The sequence below is a fragment of the Allobosea sp. GW822-FHT03F07 genome (assembly GCF_058801345.1).
Genome location: NZ_JBXAND010000025.1, coordinates 1 through 15,288, shown reverse-complemented (window position 1 = coordinate 15,288; position 15,288 = coordinate 1). Strand labels below are relative to the sequence as shown.

Sequence of the window (15,288 nt, the reverse complement as noted above, 5' to 3'; positions counted from 1 at the left end):
CCTCTCCGGCACCGTATGTGAAGGGCCGCGCACTCCCGCTCCCAGATCGCGCGCAGCCACCGCGATACGTCATCTTTCGGGCGACCAGCCAATGTCCGCGCCTGGCGCAACCGGGACCGACCAGCGCGTCCTGAGCAGAACATTTCCGCGGACGTCATCATCGCGGAGCAGGACCTAGCCCCCGCCCCTCCTGCTGGGAGGCATGGCCCTCAAACTGGGATAGGCGTCCCCACCCCTCTCGACGCGAATGTCGGCCAGGGCGAGGTGCTACCGGCCTCAACAGGCGGTCGCTAACGATCCCGATGATCAACCCGGAAGGGACGTCTCATCCCGTTGTTTGCCGGGCCTTTGGCAACTGCTCTGAACTGACAGGGTGATGGCGGACGCCCCCGGCGGATTTGTTGACAGACCTGTCGCCTCGGATCAGGATCGTTACATAAAGTAAAAATAAAAGGGTGGAGACGTGAGAGCACCAAGAAGCCGGCGGGAGACGCGGTCAGCGGTTCTGCGCTATCTCTGGTGCACGGGCGGCTCATTTCGGCCGGCTTTGTCAGACAAAACCGGCCTTACGGATGCGAGCATCTCGCGCATCATCGCCGACCTGAAAGCTGAAAATCTGGTCGGCGAGACGAGGCTCACGGCGCCTTATCAAGGCGGGCCGAGCGTGTTTCTGACACTCAGCAAAGATCGCTATGTCGGCGCGGTCGAATTTTCCAGCGGCCGGGTGCATGTCGGCGTCGGATCGCTGACGGGCGAGATCCGTTTCTCCGATTGGCTGGATCTGCCAGACGACGCCGACCTCGAAACCGTCAGGGCTACCTATCGCCGCGCTCTCCACCAACTCACCGACTATGTTCATCGGACGGGGATCCAGCTTCGCCAGATCGCGGTTTCGATCCCCGGCTATCACGAGGATCTTCGGGTCAATCCGATCATCCCAATTGATCCGGCGAATATCCTCGCAGACATCCAGACTGCACTTCCGGGCGTTGCCCTTCTCGCCGCCAATTCGATCATGACGCGCGCCGTCGCCCACCAGCTGAAGCTGGGCGTCAGCCTTGCCGGTGGCCCCTATCTCTACGTCTTCGTCGGCCATGGCGTGGCCGCGGCTCTGATCGACGATTTCGCAGCAAGCGGCGGTGTGGCGCCCTGCGAGATCGGCCATATGGTGCTCGATCCGCGTGGGCCTCGCTGCCGCTGCGGCCATTCGGGCTGCCTCGAGGCCTACGTCTCGACTGTGGCCGTCGCGCCGGCCATCGGCATCCGCGAGCAGGATCTGCTTTCGATGGGCGCGTGGCAGGCGGGCCGGCTCAAGCTGTCGGCGCGTAGCCGTGGCGACCTCGCGACACGGCTGGTCAGATTGGGGCATGCCCTCGGCAATGCGCTCAACCTGACGCCGATTCGGCGCGTGGTTGTGGCCGGCTGGCCGGCGGAACTCGGGGATCAGGCGCATGCCGCGGTTCTCGGCGGGATAGACGCAAGCCTGTTCGGCGGAGCGTCGGCGGTGAACCTCGCCTTCTCGAACGCCGAATTGGGGCGGGAACCGGCGGGCGGATTGGCGCTCGCCATCTACGCCTACCTGCAACGTGGCGCGATGCGAGCGGAGGAGCTGGCCGCCGACATCGTCACAAACAGCCCAGCCCAACGATAAAAGGGAGGAACCATGGATCTCAAAGCAATGGCGGCAGCACTGTTGGGCGGTGTGATGCTCGTCGCCGCCGGGCCTGCCCTGGCCAACAGCGTGCTCAAGGTCAAGCCATCCGGAGACGTCAAGATTTTGGATCCGATGCTCGGCTCGGATTCCATGGCCCGCAATTTCGGCTACATGATCTACGACACGCTGTTCGCGGTCGATGACAAGCTGGCGATCAAGCCGCAGATGGTCGATACGTGGGAGACATCGGCGCACGGCAAGGTCTGGACGTTCGTCCTGCGGGGCGGTCTCACATTCAGCGACGGCCAGCCCGTGACGTCGGAAGACGTGATCGCCTCGCTGAAGCGCTGGAGCGTCAATGACAGCCTGGGGCAGCAGCTCAACCAGCGCGGCGCAGCCTGGCAGGCGGTGGATGCGAAGACCTTCCGCCTGACGCTGACCTCGCCCTGGGGAATGGTGCTCGATGCACTCGGCAAGCCCGGCGCTCCGGTTCCCTTCATCATGCCCGCCCGCATCGCCTCGGCGACGCCGCCCAACCAGCCCGTTACCGACCACACCGGCTCCGGACCCTTCGTCTTCAAGAAGGACGAATGGATGGCCGGCGCCCGATTGGTATTCACCAAGAATCTCACCTACGCCCCGCGCGCCGAGGCTCCCGCCGGCTTCTCGGGCGGCAAAGTGGCCAGGGTCGATCGCGTCGAATGGCTGATCATTCCGGACCAGCAGACGGCGCTCAACGCCCTGCTCAAGGGCGAGATCGACATCAGCGAGGAACTGTCCGGCGACCTCGTTCCGCTCGCCAAGAAGTCGAAGGACATCGTGCTCGCGCGTCAGGACGAGATCGGCGTGGCGCAGCAGATCCGGATCAATTCGATCCAGCCGCCATTCGACAATCCGAAGCTGCGACAGGCCCTACTGCACGCCGTCGACGGTGCGGATTTCCTCGCGGCAGTGATCGACGATCCGGACCTCGGCAGACCGTGCCGCTCGTTCTATGTCTGCTCGTCGCCCTACTTTACCGAGACTGGCTTCCCCAAATTCGACCTCGCCAAGGCCAAGGCTCTCGTCAAGGAAGCCGGCTATGACGGAACGCCGGTGGTGCTGCTCGATGCCGCCGAGAACCCCAACATCCATGCCTTCACGACCGTCGCCAACGAACTGCTGAAGAATATCGGCTTCAATACCGATCTGCAGGCGATGGATTGGGCAACCGTCGTCGCCCGTCGTGCCAGCAAGGAACCAGTCGGCAAGGGCGGCTGGTCCATCTTCATCTCCGGGCCGGGTGGCCTCGACATGATGGAGCCGGTCAGCCATCTCGGCCTACGTTCGAATTGCGAGAAGGCCTGGTTTGGCTGGCCCTGTGATGCCGAGATCGAGACCATGCGCGCGACCTTCTCCGACCTCTCCGACAAGGAGCAACGCAAGGCTCTCGCGGCGAAAATCCAGGCTCGCGCAGCGGAGACGGTTCCCTATGTGCCGATCGGCGTGCAGTACCAGATCCGCGCGCATCGATCGAACCTGACCGGCCTGCTCACCCCCCCGGCGCCCGTCTACTGGAACATTACCCGCCAGTGAGTGCACGACGGCTTCGCCTGCCATCGCTTCCCGCCTCTGCCCGCGGTCGCACCTGCGATCGCGGGCGCTCTGGCCGGCGCCGGCCCCGCCCTCGTCGAGACCGTGCCTGATGCTGCACGATGCGTCCCGAACTGCGGTGCCCGATGAGTGCGTCATCGTCGAAACGCCTTTTGGGCGGCTGCGTGGCGTGCGCTCGGGCGAGACCCTGTGTTTCAAGGGCGTTCCCTACGCCCGCGCGCCGGTCGGCGCGCTGCGTTTCCGGCCGCCACAGCCGCTTCCGCCCTGGGGCGGGACGCGCGACGCGATGGCCTTTGCGCCGGTCGCGCCGCAACCGATCGATCCGGGCTTCTATCCCGGTGATCCCGATGCGATGCCGCCCGTTTCGGCGAGCGAGGACTGTCTTCACCTCAACATCTGGACGCCAGCAGCGGCCGGCCCCCATCCGGTGCTCGTCTGGCTGCATGGCGGCAGCCAGATCGTCGGCGGCACCAGCCGGCCGGTCTATAACGGCGCTGCCTTTGCCCGTGCCGGCATCACATGCGTCACCGTCGGCCATCGGCTCGGCCTGCTCGGTTTTCTCGAGGGCGGGCGCATCTTCGACGAGAGTTTCCGCGGCAGCGGCAACAATGCGCTGCGCGACATCGTCGCGGCGCTCTGCTGGGTTCGGCAGGCGATTGCGGCCTTTGGCGGCGACCCCGGCCGGGTCACCATCGGCGGCGAGTCGGCCGGGGCCAAGAACGTCGCCGCGCTTCTGGCCGCACCATCCGCTGCAGGCCTGTTCCATGCGGCGTTTTCGAGTTCCGGCGGCGGCGACACAGTCCAGGGCCTCGATGGTGCGGACGCAGTCGCCGGGCGCGCTCTGGCGCTCGCCGGCGGTGATGCGCAGCATCTCCGGACGATGCCGGTCGCCGACCTCATCGCCCTGCAGATGCGGCTGAGTGGCGAAGAGGCGCGGCGGCAGCCGTTTCGGGCCGTTCTGGATGGCGCATTCCTGACCGAGACGCCGCAGCGACTGCTGCCCCGTCAGCCGGTACCGCTCCTGATCGGAACCGCGCGTGACGAGGTTGCTGCCTTCTTCGGCGGGCCGCAGCACGGAAGCGGGAATGCGCCGCAGGCCTGGGACGCTCGACAGCTGACGCATCTCCCGCCGAACCTCATGGTGGAAGCCGAAGCGCGTGCCTTACGCGCATGGCCTGACGTTCCCGCAAACACCCGCCGCCTGCGGTTGCTGACGGCGGAGGAATACGAATTGCCCTCGATCCGACTGGCCGAGGCTCATGCCGCGGCGGGACGGCCGACTTGGGTGTACCGCAACGACCGGCCGCTTGCCGCTGGACCCTTCGCCGGCCTCGCGCCTCATGTCGCCGATCTGGGTCTCATCTGGAACCAGCCGGGACCGTACGGCACGCCAACGGCTCTCGGCGGCAGCAGCATGCACGAGGCCGTTACGACCTTCGTCCGGACCGGAACCGTTCCCTGGACGCCTTACGGTGCCGAGCGGCGAGCGACGCAGGTTTTCGGCATGGGCGGCGCAGAGCTGCAGATGGACCCGTCAGAGGACATACGCCGCATCTTCGATGGCCTGTTCCATCGTTAGCGGCCGGTCCTTCCTGCTCCGTCAAATCCGGAACGTCAGCTTTCAGGCAAGGTCCCAACTTCCGTTGATGGCGCGAGGCTGCCTCGAAGCTCACATCCAATGCGACCTTCGCCTTGAAAGCCGGGTTGTGGTTCTGGCGAACGCGTCTCGTCAATCCGCTCCTGTTCACGGCAATCATGCCGCGTTCAGGCCGAAAATCCACCTACGCCGGCTGCCCATATTTACCGAGCCGGCTCTCAGCTCGGATGCGGGAAGCAACCTTCCCTTGTCTCACTTAAGCTCTTCTTCCGCCGTCCCGCAGGCTTTGCTCAATCTCGCGCGCACTCGCCATGACGAGCGCAGCCAGCCTCGCTGTGGCGCCAGCCTCCTTGTCCCTGATCACATAGCTGAGGCTCGCCATCGCACGGTTGGCGTCGTCGAGAATTGGCGCCGCGATGCCGATCAGTCCGGGATCGATCTCCGCGTGCGTGATGAGGTGGCCGGCCTTCCGGATCTTCGTCATGTTGGCTCGGAACGTTGGTGATGACTCGCCAAGGCCGACCGCCGCGATCTCGGCCTGGTGCGATTTGTAGAAGCGAAGAAGGTCGCGCGGCCCGAGCGAGGCCATGATGACTTTCGATGTCGCGCCGCGAAACAGCGGCATCGGCCGGCCGCGCTCGTAGCTGACCTGCTCGCCCGTGCTTGCCGCCAGCACCCGGTGGACGCACAGCACCGTATCTCGAAACAGCCGGCACAGGAGGACCGCGCTGTCGGCAGGCGCGAAACGCGCCAGCTCGTCCATGATGGGGCGTGCGGCCACGAGGAGGGGATCGGTCAGCTGAATCTGCCGATCGAGCTGGATGACCGCCGGACCCAGCACATAGCGTCCACTGCTCATCGTGGTCAGGAAGCCAGCCTCCGACAGGGCGGCGACATAGCGGTAGGCGCTGCTGACCGAGACGCCGAGCGCGTTGGCGACGTCTTCCACGGTTCTGTCGGGCGTCTCCAGCGTGAACAGTTTGAGAACTGAGATCGTTCGTTCCTGCCCGGCCATGGTCGCGGCATTTCCCCCTCGGTGTCCGACCGTCGAATCGTCGAACGGCCGGTACTCTAGCATCTCGATGATGCGGGGGCCGCCCAATTATTTATACAAAATTCCCATATTATGATATTTTTGTATTTTTTGATTGACATAAGTCGCTTATTGTAGGAATTGTGTCGTCAATGGCGACGTGAAGCGCCGATGCCTTGGGAGACACGCTCATGTCGACGGCCGTTTGTGCTGGCGCGTACCTGCATCACATGCAGATCGAAAGCCGCGATCCCTCTCGTCTCGCCGCGTTTTACGCCGATGCGATGAACATGCAGTCGCGGCAGCAGGGTCCGGGCCTCTGGATCTGCGAGGGGCCGCTACGGCGCATGCTGATCTCGCAGGGCCAGGACAAGACGCTCGGCTTTGCCGCCTTTGCCACGCGGGACCGGGAGGGGCTGGACGCCATTCGGACGCGGGCCGCGCGCGCCGGGCTGGAGATAGCGGCTTCGCCAAGTCCCCTGTTCGGACCTGAAGCCTTCGCTGTCCGCGACCCCGATGGGAACCCGATCGTCTTTGGCCTGGCCGAGCGGGAGTTGGCGCGCAGCGGGCTGCGCGGGCCGCTGCAGCATCTGACGCTGGCGTCACGCGACCCCGATGCCATCGAGCGCTTCTATGTCGAGAAGCTCGGTTTCCTGACGAGCGACTACGCCCGCGCCGATGACGGCCGCACCCTCGCCGTCTGGACCCGGTCGAACCACGAGCACCACACGCTGGCCTGCTTCCGCCGTGGCCGGAACGGCATCGACCATTTCAGCTTCGAGGCCGGGGATTGGGGCGTCATCAAGGACTGGTGCGACCGCATGGGTGACCGGCGCATTCCGATCGTGTGGGGGCCGGGGCGCCACGGCCCGGGCAACAACCTCTTCATCTTCGTCGAGGATCCCGACGGAAACTGGATCGAGATCAGCGCCGAACTGGAGGTGATCTACGACCGGCCGAGCCAGACATGGCCGGCCGAGGACTACACGCTCAATAAGTGGGGCAAGGCGATCCACCGCGATTGATCCGGCATCGCTTGTTATCGGCCGGAACAGGCCTTGTCTGGAGAACCACATGAAACTCGCATCCGTTCGGATTGAACGCCGGCAAAGCTGGGGTCTCGTCGAGCAGGACGGCCTCCGCGATCTCGGAGCCTTGCTGGCTGGGCGACTGCCCGACCTGAGGAGCGCGATCGCCAACGGGGTCCTCGCCGATCTGGCGGGGCTGGCGGGGCAGGCGAAATCCTATCCGCTGGCCGAGATCGAATGGCTGCCGGTCATCCCAAACCCCGACAAGATCCTCTGCATCGGTCTCAATTACGAGATGCACCGGAAGGAGACGGGACGGACGGAGGTCGAGAATCCGACCGTCTTCGCACGCTTCGCCAACAGCCAGACCGGGCACCTTGCCGACATCGTCCGTCCCCGGGTTTCGCAGGATCTCGACTTCGAGGGGGAGCTTGCGATCATCATCGGCAAACCCGGCCGTTACATCACCAGAGCCGACGCCTTCTCCCATGTCGCCGGCTATGCCTGCTACAACGACGGCAGCATCCGCGATTTCCAGCGCCACACCCATCAGTTCACGCCGGGCAAGAACTTTCCGGGCACCGGCGCCTTCGGGCCCTGGATGGTCACGCCTGACGAGGTCGGCGAGTTGTCGGGACTTCGGCTGCAGACACGGCTCAATGGCGCCGTGGTTCAGGAAGCGACGATCGACGACATGATCTTCGATATCCCGCGCCAGATTGAATACTGCTCGAGTTTCACCCGGCTGGAGCCCGGCGACGTGATCGCGACAGGCACCCCCGGCGGCGTCGGTGCAAAGCGCAATCCGCCGCTCTGGATGCGTCCCGGTGATGTCGTCGAGGTCGAGATCGACCGCGTCGGCACGCTCCGCAACGGCATCGCCGACGAGCAGTGAGGGGCGACACGGTGATGGTTCACGAGCGGGACATGGACGAAGCGACACATGTTCCCGTCGCCGTGGTCGGCGCCGGGCCCGTCGGCCTGACGCTGGCCAATCTGCTCGGCGGTTTCGGCATCGCGACGCTTCTCGTCGAGCGCAAAGCGACGACGGTCCAAGAGCCGCGGGCCGTGTCGATCGACGATGAATCCTTGCGCACCATGCAGGCGGCGGGCGTCGTGGACACGGTTCTGCGCGACATCGTTCCCGGTTATGGCTCGCATTATTATTCGCCACGCCGCATCCGCTTCGCCCGCGTGGAGCCGACCGGCGAGCCCTATGGCTTCCCCCGCCGCAACGCCTTTCGCCAGCCCGTGCTCGAAGGGCAATTGCGCGATGCGCTCGGACGCTTTCCAGGCGTGGCGACCGCGTTCGGCTGGCGGCTAGACCGCTACGAGGTCGAGGAGGCGCTGGTGCGCCTGCACCTCACCGGGCCGGCGGGCGCCGCGCGGGTGGTGACCTGCGATTATCTGGTCGGCTGCGACGGCGCCGGCAGCACGGTGCGGGAGCAGCAGGGCGTGCAGCTCGCCGGCACGACATTCGAGGAACGCTGGCTGATCATCGATCTCGAGAACAACCGCAACCGCATCAAGCATACCGAGGTGTTTTGCGACAGCCGGCGGCCCTGCATCACCCTGCCGGGCCCCAACGACACCCGGCGGTTCGAATTCAAGCTCGTCAAGGGCGAGACCGATGCGGATCTGCTCGCTCCCGCCATGGTCGAGCGCCTGCTGCGCGATCACGGCGCTGATCCCGACGCCACGCTGCGCCGCAAAGTCGTCTATCGCTTTCATGCGCGGGTGGCGCCGCGCTGGTCGTTCGGCCGGGTCTTCCTTGCCGGCGATGCCGCGCATCTGACCCCGCCCTTCGCCGGGCAAGGCATGAACAGCGGCATCCGCGACGCGCACAACCTCTCCTGGAAACTTGCTGCGGTTCTGACCGGCCGGGTTGGAGCCGGGTTGCTCGATACCTATGAGCAAGAGCGCAAGGACCACACATGGCAGATGATTCAGCTTGCGCTGCGCATGGGCCGGGTGATGTCGCCGAAAAGCCGCCTGCATGGTTTTTTGACCCAGGCCGCTTTCCTGGCGCTCAATGTGTGGCCACCGGCGCGCGATTACATCGCACAGATGAAGTACAAGCCGCCGCCACGTTTCCACTCCGGCTTCCTGATCCCATCGGGCGACGCGCGACGATCGCTGGTCGGGCGCCTGCTTCCGCAGCCGCGTGTCCGTACCGGCGATGGGCGCGTCGTGCTCCTCGACGAAGTCCTCGGCAATCGCTTCACACTGGTCTGGCGGTCCTCGGCGCCCGAGAAGGATCTGCCCCGACTGCTCCAGCCGATCTGGGACAGGCTCGGCGCCGCGCGGATCGCCGTCATGCCGGCCGGTTCTCAACCGGCCGCTGATGCGGGCGTCGACATCGTCGTCGAGACCGACGAGGCCTTGCGGACCGCAATGGAGTCGCATCCGGACTGTGCGCTCTTGCTGCGCCCGGATCACTACGTCGCCGCCGCGATCCCGCTCGGCGATGCCGGGCCGGCCGCAAAGGAGGTCGAGCGCCTGCTCGCGGCAACGTTGCGTGACGCTGCCGTGCCGAGCCCCGGTCTCCAACAGACGAGCACGGAAAGGGCTGCCTGACACCCGCTCACGCCGACAAGACCCATCCGCCTCGGCAACGATCCCGGGCGGTATCGCAACGACGAGGGAGGAAAAACCATGAACTCGATCCGCTATTCCCGCCGCACGGCGCTCAAGCTGCTCTCGGCTGCACCGGCGATGGCCTATGTCTCGCGAGGGTTGGCTGCCGAACCGGTGAAGGTGGGGCTGATCCTGACCATGTCGGGCCCCTTCGCCTCGAGCGGCGAGATCATGGCCAATGCCGCGAAGCTGTACCTCGCCACCGAGGGCCGGAAGGTTCTGGGCAACCAACCAGTCGAGCTGGTGATCCGCGACGATGGCGGCGCCAATCCGGATGCGGCCAAGCGTCTCGTCCAGGAACTCGTTACGCGCGAAAAGGTGCAGTATCTCGGCGGGTTCCAGTGGACGCCAAATGCCAACGCGGTCGGCCCGCTGCTGAATCAGGCCAAGACGCCCTGCATTCTGTTCAATGCCTCCGGCGCCAACACCACGCGGCTGTCGAACTGGTTCGTTCGCACCGCCTTCACCCATTGGCAGATCAACCTGCCGCTCGGGCAGTGGGCGGCGGGCAAAGGCTACAAGCGCGCTTACGTGCTCGTCACCGATTTCGCGCCGGGCCATGATGCTGAAGCCGCGTTCACCAAGGGCTTTACCGGCAAAGGGGGCGAGATCGTCGATGCGGTCCGCATGCCGATCCAGAGCCCCAATTTCGTACCGTTCCTGCTGCGCGCCAAGGAAGCAAAACCCGATGTGATCTTCGCCTTTCACCCGGGCGGCGTGCAGGCCTCGAGCTTCATGAAAGCCTACGCCGAGTCGGGCTTGCGTGAAGCCGGAATTCAGCTGATTGGGCCCGGCGACCTGACAAGCGAGGAGGAACTGCCCAACATCGGCAAGAGCGCGCTCGGCGTGATTACCGCTGGCCAGTACAGCCTCGTCGGCGACCGCCCGGCCAATCGCGCCTTCGTGGAGGCCTGGAGGCAAGCCTATGGCTTCCAGACGGTGCGGCCGAACTACATGGCGGTCGGCGCCTATGACGGCTTGGCCGTGATTTGCGCTGCGATCGCCGCGACCGCCGGCAAGGCCGATGCCGCCGCCGCGATGACGACGTTGAGCAGCTTCCGCAGCGAGAGCCCGCGCGGGCCGATCAGCATCGATCCGACGACGCGCGACATCGTCCAGAACATCTATATCCGCGAGGTCAAGGAGATCGGCGGCGAGCTCGGCAATGTCGAATTCGTCACGCTTCCCAGCGTGAGCGATCCCTGGAAGCGCATGAATCCCGTTTAACGGCGTCATTTCGGGAGATCGCCATGGGGCTCGCCGTCGACATCGCCTTTCAGGCGCTCGCTTATGCCAGCGTCCTCTATCTCATCTCCGTCGGCCTGTCGGTGACGCTGGGGCTCATGGGCTTCGTCAACCTCGCTCATGGCGTCTTCGCCATGGCGGGGGGATACCTCGCCGCCGTGGCGATCCGGAGCTACGGCGTGCACTGGGGAGCGATGCTGATCCTCGGTCCGCTCGTCGTTGCCGTGCTGGCGGCCGTGATGGAACGGCTCCTCTATGCACGGCTCTACGCCCGCACCGAACTCGACCAGGTGCTGTTCAGCATCGGGTTGATCTTCGTCGCCGGCGCCCTGGCGCGGTTGCTGTTTGGGCCGCTGATGCTGCCGATGGCGCTGCCGCCGGCGCTGACGCAGAACATACAGATCGGCAACTTCGGCTTCTACGCCTATAAGGTCGTGGTCATCGGCATCGGCGCGCTGACGGCGGTTGGCATTCTCCTGGCGCTGGAACGGACCCGCTTCGGCGCGATGATCAGGGCGGCGGTCGAGAACCGCGGCATGGCGGAATCGATCGGCCTGCGGACATCGACGATCTTCACCGCGACCTTCGCCTTCGGCGGTGCGCTCGGCGCGCTCGGCGGCATCCTCGGTTCCGACGTGTTCGGGCTCAACCCGGCCTATGGTTTCGACGTGCTGGTTTACATGCAGATCGTCGTCGCAGTAGCGGGGCTCGGCACGTTGCGCGGCTCCTTCATCGCGGCTCTCCTGGTCGGGCTCGTGCAGACATTGTCGGCGTACTTCGTACCGGCCTTTGGCACGATCATCCTCTATCTCGGTGTGTTTCTGCTGCTGCTGCTGCGGCCGCGCGGCCTGTTTGGACGGGTGTGAGCCGATGAACGCAGCAATGCCGCCTCCACAGGCCTTCGCCGACATATTGGCGCGCAAGCATCGGTTCAAGGCCGCCGAGACGATCCCTGTTCTCGCTTTGGCCGTCGTGCCGCTCCTCGGCAGCGATTACTACGCGCTGGGCTCGCAGATCCTGATCGCCGTCATCTTCGCGATCTCGCTCGACCTCCTCGTCGGTTATGCTGGCATCGTCACGCTCGGCCATGCCGCCTTTTTCGGGATCGGGGCCTACGCGGCGGGCATCGCCTCGCAGCGAGGCTGGGGCGAGCCGCTGACCGGGCTCGCGATCGGCGCGGCCTCAGCCGCGCTCGCCGGGGCGACGATCGGTGCGATCGTCCTGCGGACGGCCCGTTTCACCCTGCTCATGCTGACGCTCTGCACCGTGTTCCTGCTGGCGGAGATCGCCAACAAGGCGACCGGGCTGACAGGCGGCGTCGACGGCCTGCTGGGCGTTTCCACCTGGCCGCTCCTCGGCATCTTCGAGTTCGATCTGATGGGGCGCACCGCCTATTTCTATGCAGCCTTGGTCTTTCTGCTGGTCTGGCTGGCAGTGCGCTGGCTGATCCATTCACCCTTTGGCCAGTCGATCATGGCGATCCGCGACAATTCCGACCGCGCCGCAGCGATCGGCGTCCCCGTCCTGCCGAGACTCGTGCTCGTGTTCTCGCTTTCCTGCGGCCTTGCCGGTCTCGCCGGAGCCCTCCAAGCGGAGATCAACCAGTTTGTCGGACTGAAGGACATCGGCTTCGAACTCTCGGCCGGCATTCTCGTAATGCTTGCCCTGGGCGGCTCGGGCCGGCTCTACGGCGCGCTGATCGGGCCCGTGGTCTATCTCGTCGCCCAGGATTATCTCGCCAAGGACAGTCCCGTTCTCTGGCAGCTCTGGCTTGGCCTCATCATCATGTCCCTGGTCTTGTTCGCGCCGGGAGGGCTAGTGCGCCTGTTCGAGCGCATCGCCGCGAGGACTGGGCGATGACGGCGCTCGCACTCCGCAATCTGACCATGCGTTTCGGCGGCCTGACGGTCACGAACGACGTTTCGCTGTCCGTCGAGCGCGGCGGTCGTCATGCGCTGATCGGCCCCAATGGCGCGGGCAAAACCACGTTGATCAATCTCGTCACCGGACGGCTCAAACCGGTCGAGGGGCAGATCGTTCTCGACGGGCGCGACGTCACCGGCCTGGCCAGCCACAGCCGGACGCGTCTTGGCCTCGTGCGCAACTTCCAGGTCACCAACCTGTTCACGTCCTTCACGGCGCTGGAGAATATCGCGCTCGCCGTTGCCGAGCGGGAGGGCGACGGGCTTTCCCTGCGCAGCCGCCGAGGTTTCAAGAGCCATGTCATCGACGAGGCGCAGACGATCGGCGTGCGGATGCGGCTCGGCCATGTCGCCGCCGTACCCGTCAGCGCGCTAGCTTATGGGCAGCAGCGCCTCGTCGAACTCGCCGTCGCCATGGCGCTGAAACCCAGCGTGCTTCTGCTCGACGAACCGGCTGCAGGCCTGCCGGCGGGGGACCATTCGATGATCCTCGACGTTCTGGACGAATTGCCCGCAGACGTCGCCGTCCTGCTGGTCGAACATGACATGCCGCTGGTTTTCCGCTTCGCCCGGGAGATCACTGTGCTGGCGGAGGGAGCCGTGATCGCCCGCGGTGCGCCCGACGCGATCCGCACCAATCCCCGCGTGCGGGCGGCCTATCTCGGGGAACGCGCCTGATGGAGCCCATCCTGGAACTCGTCGACGTTGCCACCGGCTACGGTCCGACCCAAATCGTCGAGGGTGTCAGCTTCGTGGTGCCCGCCGGCAGCGGGCTCGCCTTGCTCGGCCGAAACGGCGCCGGCAAGACCACGCTGATGAGGGCCATCGCCGGGCGCCTGCGACTGCAGGCCGGTGCGATCAGGCTGGGGGGACGTGCCATCACGGGCGATCCGGCAAGCCGGCGCTGCCGCGAGGGGCTCGGTTTCGTTCCCCAGGAGCGCCAGATCTTTGCCACGCTCACGGTCGACGAGAATCTGCGCGTCGCCGACCTGGGCGGCGACTGGACGGTCGATGCCGTGTACGAGCTGTTTCCGCGGCTGGCGGAGCGTCGGCGCAATGGCGGCGGGCAATTGTCGGGTGGCGAACAGCAGATGCTCGCCATCGGCCGCGCGTTGATGAGCTCGCCCACCTGCCTGCTTCTGGACGAGCCGTTCGAAGGTCTCGCACCGGTCATCGTCGATATGCTGCTGGCGGTTCTTGTCCGACTCCGCGAGCAGAACATGGCGATGATCGTGGTGGAGCAGCACGCCAAGCTGGCCCTGGAGATCGCCGACGCCGCCGTTGTGCTGGAGCGAGGTCGTATCCGCACCAGCGGCGCACGGGCCGACCTGCTCACGCGCTGGCATGAAGTCGAGGACATGCTGGCCGTCACGCATTAGCGCCATGGCCTGCTGAGAAGAGGCATCACGCTCCGCTTGCGCCGACAGAGCTTCTACGCCCACGCCAACACTGACTGACACGCAGCTCGTCAACCGTCTGGTCAGGACTCATGCCGCACTCGACGACCAGGGCAAAGCAGCCGCTGGCGCAACGGCCATGGCTTCAGCGGCTGGTTTCAACTTAAGCTTCGCTGACATCATGGAGCGCCTGACGATCGTCAATCAAGGATTCGGCGATCACTTGGCGATGCGTCGCGAGTTGCAGCTCGATCCAAGACAAGGGGGTGGCCCGGAGACCGATAATCGCGTGTGCGCCATCGTCAGCCGCCTAGCTGACATTTTCGAAGACTATTTTGAGCCCATCGCCATGAGCGCTTCGGCTGACGGCTTATACAGGGGCCGCTTCATCACATTCTGCCGCGATGCATGCGAACACGTGCTGGGCAAGAATGCCGTTTCGGATGCCACCCTTTTACGGGCCGCTCGCGAAGAGCATGCTGTTCGGGTCACATTGGTCGAGACCTAGCCCACCCGAAAAATTTCGTTGGAGTCTCTACGCTGCTGATTTGTCCCGCCCTGCCGTCCGGTGGACGGCATGCAGGACAAGCTTTCCAAGCAAGCTTGTGAGGGCGGAGACGGGGCGAAAATCGCCGATTCCGTTCGCTCCCTTGCTCGCCTTCTGGCTCGGGCAGCGGCCCGAGAATGGCTGGGGCATCACAGCTGTCCTGCGCGCGAAATTGCGGAGGCAAACAGTGACGACAATTCAACCCGAATTGCAGCTGGCCCGACGCTTAAGCGTCCGCGAGGCGGCTGGTCTCCGCGCTCGCGGAAGGCATAAAGTCCACGAGTGTCGCGACCCGGCTTGGCCTGCTCGAAGCCGAGCGCGATACGCTCGCCGCACAGGCCACCTTTGGATCCTGAGCCGCCGGTTCGGATGCACCCTAATCTGGCCGGCTTGTATCGTGGGAAGGTCGAAGCCCTGCGCGAGGCCTTGGCGGATGAGGAGACGCGCACGGGGGCGCTGGGCATTCTTCGATCGCTGATTGAGACGGTCCTCATCCACCCAGTCGAGGGAGGCTACGAAATCGAGCTGATCGGCGATATCGCGACGGGTGCCGACAACAAAAAGCCGCCCTTTGGAGGGCGGCTTTTGGTGCCGAGAATCGGCGTTCGGTCAATTTGGTTGCGGGGGCCAGATTT

The 15,288-nt window shown here is 65.3% G+C and carries 13 protein-coding genes and 1 pseudogene; 13 read left to right on the top strand and 1 reads right to left on the bottom strand.

What is annotated here, in order from left to right:
* Positions 1-463 precede the first annotated feature (463 nt).
* The 3 genes from AC1RMY_RS26395 to AC1RMY_RS26385 all read left to right on the top strand — a co-directional run bounded on the left by AC1RMY_RS26395 (position 464) and on the right by AC1RMY_RS26385 (position 4,826).
* Positions 464-1,651: an ROK family protein gene (locus tag AC1RMY_RS26395; protein WP_492869703.1), complete on the top strand. Its 1,188-nt coding sequence runs from the start codon at positions 464-466 to the stop codon at positions 1,649-1,651.
* Between the two features lie 12 nt (positions 1,652-1,663).
* Positions 1,664-3,229, top strand: coding sequence for an ABC transporter substrate-binding protein (locus AC1RMY_RS26390; RefSeq protein ID WP_492869702.1), 1,566 nt, complete (start codon positions 1,664-1,666; stop codon positions 3,227-3,229).
* Positions 3,230-3,338: 109 nt separating this feature from the next.
* On the top strand, positions 3,339-4,826 hold the full coding sequence (locus AC1RMY_RS26385) for a carboxylesterase/lipase family protein (protein ID WP_492869700.1): 1,488 nt from the start codon (positions 3,339-3,341) through the stop codon (positions 4,824-4,826).
* 274 nt (positions 4,827-5,100) lie between these two features.
* Here AC1RMY_RS26385 and AC1RMY_RS26380 read toward each other — a convergent pair whose 3' ends face one another.
* The gene (locus AC1RMY_RS26380; RefSeq protein WP_492869699.1) at positions 5,101-5,859 is read right to left on the bottom strand and encodes an IclR family transcriptional regulator; all 759 of its coding nucleotides are present in this window, start codon (positions 5,857-5,859) and stop codon (positions 5,101-5,103) included.
* Between the two features lie 209 nt (positions 5,860-6,068).
* Between AC1RMY_RS26380 and AC1RMY_RS26375 the strand changes: the two genes are divergently transcribed.
* The 10 genes and pseudogenes from AC1RMY_RS26375 to AC1RMY_RS26330 all read left to right on the top strand — a co-directional run.
* Positions 6,069-6,902, top strand: coding sequence for a VOC family protein (locus AC1RMY_RS26375; RefSeq protein ID WP_492869697.1), 834 nt, complete (start codon positions 6,069-6,071; stop codon positions 6,900-6,902).
* Between the two features lie 49 nt (positions 6,903-6,951).
* Positions 6,952-7,800 carry a fumarylacetoacetate hydrolase family protein gene (locus AC1RMY_RS26370; protein WP_492869695.1) on the top strand — a complete coding sequence of 283 codons (849 nt, stop codon included), beginning with the start codon at positions 6,952-6,954 and terminating at the stop codon, positions 7,798-7,800.
* A gap of 32 nt (positions 7,801-7,832) precedes the next feature.
* The gene (locus AC1RMY_RS26365; protein WP_492869693.1) at positions 7,833-9,482 is read left to right on the top strand and encodes a bifunctional 3-(3-hydroxy-phenyl)propionate/3-hydroxycinnamic acid hydroxylase; all 1,650 of its coding nucleotides are present in this window, start codon (positions 7,833-7,835) and stop codon (positions 9,480-9,482) included.
* Positions 9,483-9,560: 78 nt separating this feature from the next.
* Positions 9,561-10,769 (top strand): ABC transporter substrate-binding protein, encoded by a 1,209-nt coding sequence (locus AC1RMY_RS26360; RefSeq protein ID WP_492869692.1) that lies wholly within the window; start codon positions 9,561-9,563, stop codon positions 10,767-10,769.
* A 23-nt stretch (positions 10,770-10,792) separates the two neighbouring features.
* Positions 10,793-11,653 (top strand): branched-chain amino acid ABC transporter permease, encoded by an 861-nt coding sequence (locus AC1RMY_RS26355; RefSeq protein WP_492869690.1) that lies wholly within the window; start codon positions 10,793-10,795, stop codon positions 11,651-11,653.
* Positions 11,654-11,657: 4 nt separating this feature from the next.
* The gene (locus tag AC1RMY_RS26350) at positions 11,658-12,647 is read left to right on the top strand and encodes a branched-chain amino acid ABC transporter permease (RefSeq protein ID WP_492869688.1); all 990 of its coding nucleotides are present in this window, start codon (positions 11,658-11,660) and stop codon (positions 12,645-12,647) included.
* Complete coding sequence (locus AC1RMY_RS26345) at positions 12,644-13,387, top strand: ABC transporter ATP-binding protein (protein ID WP_492869686.1); 744 nt, start codon at positions 12,644-12,646, stop codon at positions 13,385-13,387. The genes AC1RMY_RS26350 and AC1RMY_RS26345 overlap by 4 nt, the downstream gene beginning before the upstream one ends.
* The gene (locus AC1RMY_RS26340; protein WP_492869684.1) at positions 13,387-14,088 is read left to right on the top strand and encodes an ABC transporter ATP-binding protein; all 702 of its coding nucleotides are present in this window, start codon (positions 13,387-13,389) and stop codon (positions 14,086-14,088) included. Before AC1RMY_RS26345 ends, AC1RMY_RS26340 begins: the two co-directional genes overlap by 1 nt.
* A 157-nt stretch (positions 14,089-14,245) precedes the next feature.
* Positions 14,246-14,614 carry a hypothetical protein gene (locus AC1RMY_RS26335; RefSeq protein WP_492869682.1) on the top strand — a complete coding sequence of 123 codons (369 nt, stop codon included), beginning with the start codon at positions 14,246-14,248 and terminating at the stop codon, positions 14,612-14,614.
* A gap of 408 nt (positions 14,615-15,022) precedes the next feature.
* A pseudogene (locus tag AC1RMY_RS26330) lies at positions 15,023-15,288 on the top strand (hypothetical protein); the annotation flags it as partial.

What these genes read in the sequence shown, in the direction of transcription:
- AC1RMY_RS26360 (WP_492869692.1), top strand. Translation starts at nt 9,561, where the DNA reads ATGAACTCGATCCGCTATTCCCGCCGCACGGCGCTCAAGCTGCTCTCG.
- AC1RMY_RS26340 (WP_492869684.1), top strand. Translation starts at nt 13,387, where the DNA reads ATGGAGCCCATCCTGGAACTCGTCGACGTTGCCACCGGCTACGGTCCG.
- AC1RMY_RS26380 (WP_492869699.1), bottom strand. Translation starts at nt 5,859, where the DNA reads ATGGCCGGGCAGGAACGAACGATCTCAGTTCTCAAACTGTTCACGCTG.
- AC1RMY_RS26370 (WP_492869695.1), top strand. Translation starts at nt 6,952, where the DNA reads ATGAAACTCGCATCCGTTCGGATTGAACGCCGGCAAAGCTGGGGTCTC.
- AC1RMY_RS26385 (WP_492869700.1), top strand. Translation starts at nt 3,339, where the DNA reads ATGCTGCACGATGCGTCCCGAACTGCGGTGCCCGATGAGTGCGTCATC.
- AC1RMY_RS26365 (WP_492869693.1), top strand. Translation starts at nt 7,833, where the DNA reads ATGGACGAAGCGACACATGTTCCCGTCGCCGTGGTCGGCGCCGGGCCC.
- AC1RMY_RS26355 (WP_492869690.1), top strand. Translation starts at nt 10,793, where the DNA reads ATGGGGCTCGCCGTCGACATCGCCTTTCAGGCGCTCGCTTATGCCAGC.
- AC1RMY_RS26390 (WP_492869702.1), top strand. Translation starts at nt 1,664, where the DNA reads ATGGATCTCAAAGCAATGGCGGCAGCACTGTTGGGCGGTGTGATGCTC.
- AC1RMY_RS26345 (WP_492869686.1), top strand. Translation starts at nt 12,644, where the DNA reads ATGACGGCGCTCGCACTCCGCAATCTGACCATGCGTTTCGGCGGCCTG.
- AC1RMY_RS26350 (WP_492869688.1), top strand. Translation starts at nt 11,658, where the DNA reads ATGAACGCAGCAATGCCGCCTCCACAGGCCTTCGCCGACATATTGGCG.
- AC1RMY_RS26375 (WP_492869697.1), top strand. Translation starts at nt 6,069, where the DNA reads ATGTCGACGGCCGTTTGTGCTGGCGCGTACCTGCATCACATGCAGATC.
- AC1RMY_RS26335 (WP_492869682.1), top strand. Translation starts at nt 14,246, where the DNA reads ATGGCTTCAGCGGCTGGTTTCAACTTAAGCTTCGCTGACATCATGGAG.